This window comes from Streptomyces sp. NPDC090021 (assembly GCF_044748225.1).
Lineage (GTDB): Bacteria > Actinomycetota > Actinomycetes > Streptomycetales > Streptomycetaceae > Streptomyces.
In genome coordinates this window covers 4,455-8,010 of record NZ_JBIVFO010000023.1, presented here as the reverse complement: position 1 = coordinate 8,010, position 3,556 = coordinate 4,455, and the positions used below count along the sequence as shown (strand labels likewise).

The following is a 3,556-nucleotide window of genomic DNA, read 5'->3' as shown; positions in this document are numbered from 1 at the left end:
GTCGCCTCGTGCTCCCGCACCTCGCGCTCCCGTGGCCGGTCCCGCCCGTCCCGGAGGGTGACGTGTGCCACCCCCCGCACTCCTGCACCCCGCCCGTGCCCCGTGCTCCCGTGCCCCGTGCTCCCGTGCCCCGTGCTCCCGCACCCCGTGCTCCCGCACCCCGTGCTCCCGCGTCCGGCCTGCCCGCACCTCGTGCTCCCGCACCTCGCGCTCCCGCATCCCCCGCCGGTCCCGCCCGTCCTCGGGCGGGTGACGTGTGCCACCCCGCCCCCACCCCAACCCTCCGTCCCAACCCCAGCCCTCCGCCCCAACCCCAACCCCAACCCTCCACCCCCCAACCAGCATTAAATGGGTACAAGTCGCTCATATGCGGCATTCAACTGGTTTGTTTGCATATGGGGTTTGAGGGTGTGTCAGTGGGAAACCCGCGGGGCATAATCGGCGCCGGTCGTCTCCGGAAGTGCTGGAGCCATCGGGGCACCGACTCCCGCCCTTCGGTGCGCACCCGCACCGGACCGATCCCCAAGGCGCCCGCAGATGTCCCTGGCCAGCCGCACCCGTCTCGCGGCCCTGCTCGCCGTACTCACCGCCGGCGCCGCCGGGGTCACCACCTGGGCCCACGGAGACACCGACGCCCACCCGGCCGCCCCCCGCACCCCCCTGCGGCCCAGCGTCACCGAGGGCACCGTCCTCCAACTCGTCGCCCACCCCGACGACGACCTCTTCTTCATGAACCCCGACCTCAGCCGTTCCATATCCACCGGCATCAAGGTCACCACCGTCTACCTCACCGCCGGCGAGTCCGACGGCCGTAACGAAGCCCACAGCCCCCACCTGCAGGACCCCGCCCGCCCCGCCGACCACGCCGCCTACGCCGAAGCCCGCCAGAACGGCATACGCGCCGCCTACGCCGAGATGGCCACCGGCCGCCGCACCAGCGCCTGGCAGCGCACCTCCATACCCACCGCCGGCGGCGGCAGCGCCGAGGTCGACATCCTCCTCGACCGCCCCGGGGTCAACCTCGTCTGGATGCAGATGCGCGAGGCCCGCAGCATCTCCGGCGACAACCCCGACAGCCTGCGCGGCCTGTGGGACGGCAAGATCCCCGCCCTCGGCTCCCAGCTCGCCTCCCACACCCCCGTCACCACCCCCTTCACCTACACCAAGGACCAGGCCGTCCGGGCCATAGCCGGCGTCCTCGCCCGCTACCGGCCCACCACCATCCGCACCCAGGACCCCACCCCCGGCCGCACCCGCCCCGACGGCCCCTTCCACGACCACCAGGACCACATGTACGGGGCCCGCTTCGTGCAGGCGGCCACCGAACGCTACGCCGCCACCACCGGCCGGCCGCACTTCTCGGTCCAGAACTACGTCAGCTACCCCAACAGCGCCCTGCCCCCCACCCTCGACGCCAGGACCGCCGAGGAGAAACTCGGCTACCTCAAGACCTACGCCTGGAGCGACCACCAGGACTGGTGCGGCAGCCCCGCCGGCTGCGGCGACCGCAAGACCGCGACCCGCCCCACCGGCGCCGGATGGAACCAGACCATCCGCTACAGCCGCGGTGAGAGCACCACCTGGATGACCCAGGGCACACCCGGCCGGCTCTACGCCTTCGCCGTCCTCGACGGACAGATGGCCTACTGGACCCGCCCCGGCCCCGCCTCCGGCTGGCAGGGCCCCCGTTTCCTGCCCGCCACCGCCCCCGGCACCACCCTCGACGCCGGCGCGTCCACCGCCCGCCTCCCCGACGGCCGCATCGCCGTCCTCGCCACCCGCACCACCCTGGGCACCACCCCCCAGGACTACCGGCGCGAAACCGTCTACGCCCTCCAGAACGCCCCCGGCGCCGGCTTCGGCCCCTGGCACAGCCTCGGCACCCCCGACACCGGCGACACCTCCACCACCACGGCCACCGGCGCACCGGCCGCCGCCGTGGACACCACCGGCCGTATCACCGTCTACGTACGCGACTCCCGGCGCACCCTGCGCGCCCGCACCCAGCCCGCCCCCGACACCGCCTTCGGCCCCTGGCAGACCCTCGGCGGCACCGCCCTGCAGGGCGACCCCGTCACCGCCACCGACCACGCCGGACGCCGCCACGTCTACGCGGCCACCGACCGCACCGTCCTGGCCTGGACCCAGACCGCCCCCGACGCCCCCCTCGCCGGACCCTTCCCCACCGGCCTGCCCGCGACCACCGGCGTGCTCTCCGCCACCGCGCAGGACCACGGCGTCCTCCTCTCCTTCCGCCGCCCCGGCACCGGCACCGTCACCACCACCCTGGCCACCACCCCCGCCGCCGCGGCCGCCCCCGTCCTCTCCCCGCCCGCCGACGCAGGAGGCGAAGGCGGCTACGGCGCCGTCGGCACCGCCGGCCACCTCCTCACCGGCCGCGCCGCCACCGGCACGGCCGCCGTCACCCTTCCCGGCCCGACACCCGCCTGGCACGAGTCCCAGATGCTCTACACCGGCGCCCCCACCGCCCTGACCGCACCCGACGGCACCACCCTGGCCGCCGCCCTCGGCCTGGACGCCGGCCTGCACCTCACCACCACACCCCCGCCCACCCCCACCCCGGCACCCACCCCCACCCCGGCACCCACCGCGCCCGCACCGCCCGCGCCGTGGCACCGCGCCATCGCCCCCACCACCCTCGCCCAGGCCGCCCGCCAGCCCTCCGGCTGGCAGAGATGACCCCCACCGGGCGACGATGACCACCCCACCCCCCTCCCGGCCACCACCCCCCTCCCGGCCGCCCGGGCTCTGCCCGCCACGCCGGAGCCCCGGCCGCACCGACCGCCCCCGCCCACCCGGACCGGGCGCCACCGCTTCAGCCACCCCACCCCTCCAGCCCGCCCAGCCCAGCCCGCCTGGGCCGTTGCTTGAGCCGTCCCGGCCACCGCCCGGTCCGCACCCGCCGTGCCCGCACCGCCCGCGTCCTTCCGGCCGCGCCCCCGTCCCGGCCGCACCGACCGCCCCCGCCCACCCGGACCGGGGAGCCGCGACCGGCCTCCCGCCGCCTCCCCACGTCCTGACCACCGGTGAACAGGGCCCCCGTGACCGCTTCCCGCACCACCCGCCCAGACCCACACCCCCACACCCCCGCGCCCGCGCCCGTACGGGCAGGACGGCAGCCGTCCCCGCCCTGGCCCTGGCCGTCTGCCCGACACCGACGGCCCTCGCCACCGGCTGCCGCGACGACACCACCCCGGCCTGGGACTACCCGCGGCTCGCCGCCACCCTGGACGCCCTGTCCACCGCCCTCGCACAAGGCTGCGCCACCCCCGACCCCGCCCACTGCGCCGACCGCCTCGACCGCCTGGCCCGGCGCGCCGTCACCGAAGTCCTCGACCACCGCCTCCTCGACCAGGCCTGCCTCGGTGCCGAGAGCGACGTACACCGCGCCAGGACCCTCCGCCTGGCCGCGACCATCACCGCCCGGTCACCGGCCCAAGCCCGGTCACCGGCCCAAGCCCGGTCACCGGCCCAAGCCCGGTCACCGGCCCAAGCCCGGTCACCGGCCCAAGCCCGGTCACCGGCCCAAGCCCGG

General features: G+C 76.4%; 1 protein-coding gene and 1 pseudogene. Both read left to right on the top strand.

Annotation, left to right across the window (positions count from 1 at the left end):
- The first annotated feature begins 537 nt into the window (after positions 1-537).
- Positions 538-2,700: a PIG-L family deacetylase gene (locus ACIPXC_RS19585; protein WP_401619543.1), complete on the top strand. Its 2,163-nt coding sequence runs from the start codon at positions 538-540 to the stop codon at positions 2,698-2,700.
- Positions 2,701-2,884: 184 nt separating this feature from the next.
- Positions 2,885-3,556 (top strand): annotated as a pseudogene (locus tag ACIPXC_RS19580) (hypothetical protein); the annotation flags it as partial.